The sequence below is a fragment of the Nocardia carnea genome, assembly GCF_029868325.1.
Lineage (GTDB): Bacteria > Actinomycetota > Actinomycetes > Mycobacteriales > Mycobacteriaceae > Nocardia > Nocardia carnea_C.
Genome location: NZ_JARWNW010000195.1, coordinates 1 through 5,741, shown reverse-complemented (window position 1 = coordinate 5,741; position 5,741 = coordinate 1). Strand labels below are relative to the sequence as shown.

The 5,741-nt window shown below is 67.3% G+C and carries 4 protein-coding genes and 1 pseudogene; 3 read left to right on the top strand and 2 right to left on the bottom strand.

Annotated elements, in window-relative coordinates; all coding sequences use genetic code 11:
• Positions 1–131: 131 nt before the first annotated feature.
• Positions 132–1,973, bottom strand: coding sequence for a dihydroxy-acid dehydratase (ilvD, locus tag QH196_RS16140; protein WP_280416614.1), 1,842 nt, complete (start codon positions 1,971–1,973; stop codon positions 132–134).
• A 207-nt stretch (positions 1,974–2,180) separates the two neighbouring features.
• Positions 2,181–2,786, bottom strand: coding sequence for a PH domain-containing protein (locus tag QH196_RS16135; protein ID WP_280416613.1), 606 nt, complete (start codon positions 2,784–2,786; stop codon positions 2,181–2,183).
• 283 nt (positions 2,787–3,069) lie between these two features.
• On the opposite strand from QH196_RS16135, the gene QH196_RS16130 reads away from it, so the two are divergent.
• The 3 genes and pseudogenes from QH196_RS16130 to QH196_RS16120 form a co-directional block, all read left to right on the top strand.
• Positions 3,070–4,995, top strand: a complete 1,926-nt coding sequence (locus QH196_RS16130; RefSeq protein ID WP_280416612.1) for an acetolactate synthase large subunit — start codon at positions 3,070–3,072, stop codon at positions 4,993–4,995.
• Positions 4,992–5,495: an acetolactate synthase small subunit gene (ilvN, locus tag QH196_RS16125; protein ID WP_062979835.1), complete on the top strand. Its 504-nt coding sequence runs from the start codon at positions 4,992–4,994 to the stop codon at positions 5,493–5,495. The genes QH196_RS16130 and ilvN overlap by 4 nt, the downstream gene beginning before the upstream one ends.
• A gap of 111 nt (positions 5,496–5,606) precedes the next feature.
• A pseudogene (locus QH196_RS16120) lies at positions 5,607–5,741 on the top strand (ketol-acid reductoisomerase); the annotation flags it as partial.

Below are 5,741 nucleotides of genomic sequence, written 5' to 3'. Positions count from 1 at the left end.
CCGGGGGCGGGGGGGCCCAAACCCGGGGGGCCCGTCGGGCCCAAAAAAAAAACCCCCCCACCCGGGCGCCCCCCTCCCTGGGGGGGGCCGGCGGTTCGTCGTTACCGGCCGCCGTTCGTGACCTGGGAACCTCAGGGCACGTGCCGGACCGCGCCCTTGTCGGCGGAGGTCGCCAGGGCCGCGTAGGCGCGCAGTGCCGTGGTGACCGGGCGTTGCCGGTCCACCGGCTGCCACGGGCGTTCCCGGGCGTCCATCTTGGCGCGGCGTTCGGCCAGCACCGCATCGTCGAGCAGGACCTCGAGGGTGCGGGTGGTGACGTCGATACGGATCCGGTCGCCGTTCTCCACCAGGCCGATGGCGCCGCCGCTGGCCGCCTCGGGGGAGATATGCCCGATCGAGAGGCCGGAGGTGCCGCCGGAGAACCGGCCGTCGGTGATCAGCGCGCACACCTTGCCGAGGCCCGCGCCCTTGAGGAAGGCGGTCGGGTGCAGCATTTCCTGCATACCGGGCCCACCGGCGGGGCCCTCGTAGCGCACGACGACCACATCGCCGGGCTGGATCTTCTTACCGAGGATCGCCGACACGGCTTCCTCCTGGGATTCGACCACCACGGCCGGGCCCTCGAAGGTGAACAGTTCCTCGTCGATACCCGCGGTTTTGAGGACGGCGCCGTCGAGGGCGATATTGCCGCGCAGCACCACCAGCCCGCCTTCGGCGGTGTAGGCATGTTCGAGATCGCGGATACAGCCGCCGGCGGCGTCGGTGTCGAGCGAGGACCAGCGGTTGTCGGTGGAGAACGGTTCGGTGGTGCGCACACCGCCGGGCGCGGCATGGAAGAGTTCGAGGGCTTCTTCGGAGGCTTTACCCGAGCGGATATCCCAGGTGTCGAGCCATTCGTCGACGGTCGGGGTGTGCACGGTGCTCACCTCGGTTTCGAGCAGCCCGCCGCGATGCAGTTCGCCGAGGATCGCCGGGATGCCACCGGCACGGTGCACATCCTCCATGTGATAGTCGGAGTTCGGCGCGACCTTCGACAGGGTCGGCACCCGCCGGCTGATCTCCTCGATGGCCTGCAGGTCGAAATCGATCTCGCCTTCCTGCGCGGCGGCCAGGATGTGCAGCACGGTGTTGGTGGATCCGCCCATCGCCACATCCAGCGCCATCGCATTGCGGAAGGCCTTCTCGTTCGCCACGCTGCGCGGCAGCACCGACGCGTCGTCGTCGCGATACCAGCGGTTGGCGATATCGATGACGACCCGGCCGGCCCGCTCGAACAGTGCCCGCCGCGCGGCGTGGGTGGCGAGCGTGGAACCGTTGCCGGGCAGGGCCAGGCCCAGTGCCTCGGTGAGGCAGTTCATCGAGTTCGCGGTGAACATGCCGGAGCAGGAACCGCAGGTCGGGCAGGCGCTGCGTTCGACCTCGGCGAGTCCGTCCTCGGTCACCTCGGTGTTCGCGCTGGCGGAGATGGCGGTGATGAGGTCGGTGGGGGCCTGCGCCACACCGCCGACGACCACGGCCTTACCGGCCTCCATCGGCCCACCGGAAACGAACACGGTGGGGATGTTCAACCGCATGGCCGCATTCAGCATGCCCGGGGTGATCTTGTCGCAGTTGGAGATACACACCAGCGCGTCGGCGGTGTGCGCGTTCACCATGTATTCCACGGAGTCGGCGATGATTTCGCGGCTGGGCAGGGAATAGAGCATGCCGCCGTGACCCATCGCGATCCCGTCGTCGACGGCGATGGTGTGGAATTCGCGCGGTACCCCGCCGGCTTCCCGGATCGCGTCCGCCACGATTTCGCCGACATTCTTGAGGTGCACGTGCCCGGGCACGAACTGGGTGTAGGAGTTGGCGATGGCGACGATCGGCTTACCGAAATCGGAATCGGTCATACCGGTGGCCCGCCACAGGGAGCGGGCCCCGGCGGCATTACGGCCGACAGTGGTGGTGCGGGAACGAAGCGCTGGCATGGGTGTCCTCGGTCTGGTCGCGGGGCTGGACAATGCGACGACGCCGTATCGCCCGGCCGCGGATGACCGCTGCTGGAGGTGCGATCGGCGTTTTCTCAGGCTACTCCCGGCCGGAAGCGGACTCCGGGCCGGTATCGGCCGGGGCCCGGTGTGGACCATGGCCGGAGAGCCGCCGGCGCTGTGCGAGTCCGCAGCGGGAGAGCGGCTTCAGCCCTTGGCAGGTGAGTCTTTGTCGTCGTCCGCGGCGGAAGAGTTGTCGCCAGTGTCGGTGCTGCGTGAGCCGGTGTCGGTGTCGCCTGAATCGTCGCCGGTGGATTCCGTGCCGGACTCATCTGCCGGGCCGGGGTCGGGGACGGCGAAGGGGTCGGGGATCCGCCCGCCGGAGGCGTCCACCAGATCGCGCAGCCGGTCGTAGCTCACCGCCGGGAGCGGTACCTCGGTGTCGTCGGCGAGGTGTGCGCGCACGTAGCCCCGTTTGGGGATGCTGATGCCCTTCAGTTGCTCCCAGTCGATATGCCGGGAGGAGAACATCGAGCGCAGGTCCATGCCGTTCGGTGACACCTTGGTCTGGGTGCGCAGGATCCAGACGATGGCGGCGATCGGGATCAGCGCCAGCCAGAACAGTGCGGCCGGCCAGCCGACGATCGGGAAGAACACGCACATCGCGAGGATGACGACCCCGAGGAACGACAGTCGTGTCATGCGGATCACACGGGTCGGTCCCGGCGGCGCCGTATCCCCACCCGTTACCTCCGCGGCGGCGGGGATATGGGACGATTCCGGTGGTGGCACGGACTGATGCGGTGATGACACACCACCATCCTCGCATCATGGTGGACGGGCGTGAGCACCCGCTACCTTCTCACATAATGAGAAGACAGCGGTCAGCTGTTTGACTCTGCACCACACGCACACATACCGTCATGCGCGTGAATCGAATCGAGTTGCTCGTAATCGGCCGGCGCGTCCAGCGCTGAGCCAGACGATCCGCATACGTCAGCTCGCACTGCGACGCGCCACCCTCGAACAGCCACCGGCTGTCGGGGGATTTTTTATGTCGGGACAAGTGAACGACAAGCAGTAAGGAACCAAGACGGTGAGCGCACCAACTACCCGGCCCGGGCCCGCGGCCCGCAAGCCCGCGCCTTCGAACCCGCCGGCCTCGGCCGGTGCTCCGACCACCCCGGCGAACCGCCGCCAGGTACCGCCCGAGCGGGTTACCGGCGCGCAGTCCGTCGTCCGCTCCCTCGAGGAGCTCGGCGTCGACACCGTATTCGGTATTCCCGGCGGCGCGGTGCTGCCCGTTTACGACCCCCTCTTCGATTCCACCAAGGTGCGTCATGTGCTCGTCCGGCACGAGCAGGGCGCCGGACACGCGGCCACCGGTTACGCCCAGGCCACCGGCAAGGTCGGTGTGTGTATGGCCACATCCGGTCCGGGCGCGACCAACCTGGTGACCCCCATCGCCGACGCCCAGATGGACTCCGTGCCGATGGTCGCGATCACCGGCCAGGTCGCGCGCAGCCTGATCGGCACCGACGCCTTCCAGGAAGCCGATATCTCCGGCATCACCATGCCGATCACCAAGCACAACTTCCTGATCAAGGAAGGTATCGATATCCCGCGCATGCTCGCCGAGGCCTTCTATCTGGCCTCCAGCGGGCGCCCCGGCGTGGTGCTGGTCGATATCCCGAAGGATGTCCTGCAGGAGCAGACCACTTTCAGCTGGCCGCCGGAGATGCGGCTGCCCGGGTACCGCCCGGTCACCAAACCGCACGGTAAGCAGGTGCGTGAGGCGGCCCGGTTGATCGCCGAGGCCACCGCCCCTGTCCTGTATGTGGGCGGCGGCGTGATCAAGTCCGAGGCGTCGGCCGAACTGCTGGAGCTGGCCGAACTCACCGGTATCCCGGTGGTCACCACCCTGATGGCGCGTGGTGCGTTCCCCGACAGTCACAAGCTGAACCTCGGTATGCCGGGTATGCACGGGACCGTGGCCGCGGTGGCGGCGTTGCAGAAATCCGATCTGCTGATCACCCTCGGCGCCCGGTTCGACGACCGCGTCACCGGTCAGCTCGATTCCTTCGCACCCGACGCCAAGGTCATCCACGCCGATATCGACCCCGCCGAGATCGGCAAGAACCGGCACGCCGATGTCCCGATCGTGGGCGATTGCCGCGAGGTGCTCACCGAACTGATCGAAACACTGCGCGCCGATCCGGCCGGAATCGAACTGGACCTGAATGCCTGGTGGACCTACCTCGACGGCGTCCGGGAGTCCTACCCGCTCGGCTGGACCGCCCCGTCCGACGGTGCGCTCTCGCCCGAGTACGTCATCGAAACCCTGGGCCGTCTCGCCGGTCCGGATGCCATCTACTGCGCGGGTGTCGGACAGCACCAGATGTGGGCGGCCCAGTTCGTCAAGTACGAGAAGCCGCGCACCTGGCTGAACTCCGGCGGTGCCGGAACCATGGGGTACGCCGTGCCCGCGGCCATGGGCGCCAAGATGGGTATGCCCGACCGTGAGGTGTGGGCGATCGACGGTGACGGCTGCTTCCAGATGACGAACCAGGAACTCGCCACCTGCGCGGTGGAGGGTGTGCCGATCAAGGTCGCGCTGATCAACAACGGCAACCTGGGCATGGTCCGGCAGTGGCAGACGCTGTTCTACGACCAGCGCTACTCCAACACCGACCTCAAGACCCACGGCCTGCGTATCCCGGATTTCGTGAAGCTGGCCGAGGCGCTGGGCTGCCACGGTATCCGGGTGGAGAAGGAAGAGGACGTGGAGGCCGCGATCCGCGAGGCGCAGTCGATCGACGACCGGCCCGTCGTGATCGATTTCATCGTCGGCAAGGACGCCCAGGTGTGGCCGATGGTCGCCGCCGGAACCAGTAACGACGAGATCATGGCCGCCCGCGGGATCCGCCCGCTGTTCGACGAGGACGAGCAGGTCGCCGAACCTGCCGTCATCCACGAGGCCATGACCCGGGAGCAGAACGAGACCGAGGGGAACCCCCAGTGAGCACAACCCACACCCTCAGCGTCCTGGTCGAGGACAAGCCCGGTGTGCTGGCCCGGGTGGCCAGCCTGTTCTCCCGCCGCGGATTCAATATCGAATCCCTGGCGGTGGGCGCGACCGAGGTCAAGGACATCTCGCGGATGACCATCGTGGTCACCGTGGACGATCTGCCGCTGGAACAGGTCACCAAACAGCTGAACAAGCTGGTGAACGTCATCAAGATCGTGGAGCAGGATCCGGACACATCCGTGGCCCGGGAGCTGATCCTGGTGAAGGTCCGCGCCGACGCCAGCGTGCGCACCCAGGTCATCGAATCGGTGAACCTGTTCCGCGCGAAGGTGATCGACGTCTCGCCCGACGCCCTCACCGTCGAAGCGACCGGCACCCGCTCCAAGCTCGACGCCCTGCTGCGGATGCTCGAGCCGTACGGCATCCGCGAGATCGTGCAATCCGGGGTGGTGGCCGTGGGCCGCGGACCCAAATCCATCACCGCCACCCGCTGAACCACGGCCGGTCGCACCCCGCGCCCGGCCGTCTTTCACGCCTCGTTTACCGTTTCCCGCGTTTCGCGGGTTCGAAATAGTCAGAAGGGATACCACCAAGTGGCAGTCGAGATGTTCTACGACGACGATGCCGACCTGTCGATCATCCAGGGCCGTAAGGTCGCGGTGATCGGTTACGGCAGCCAGGGGCATGCGCATTCGCTGAGCCTGCGCGATTCCGGCGTCGAGGTCCGCATCGGCCTGAAA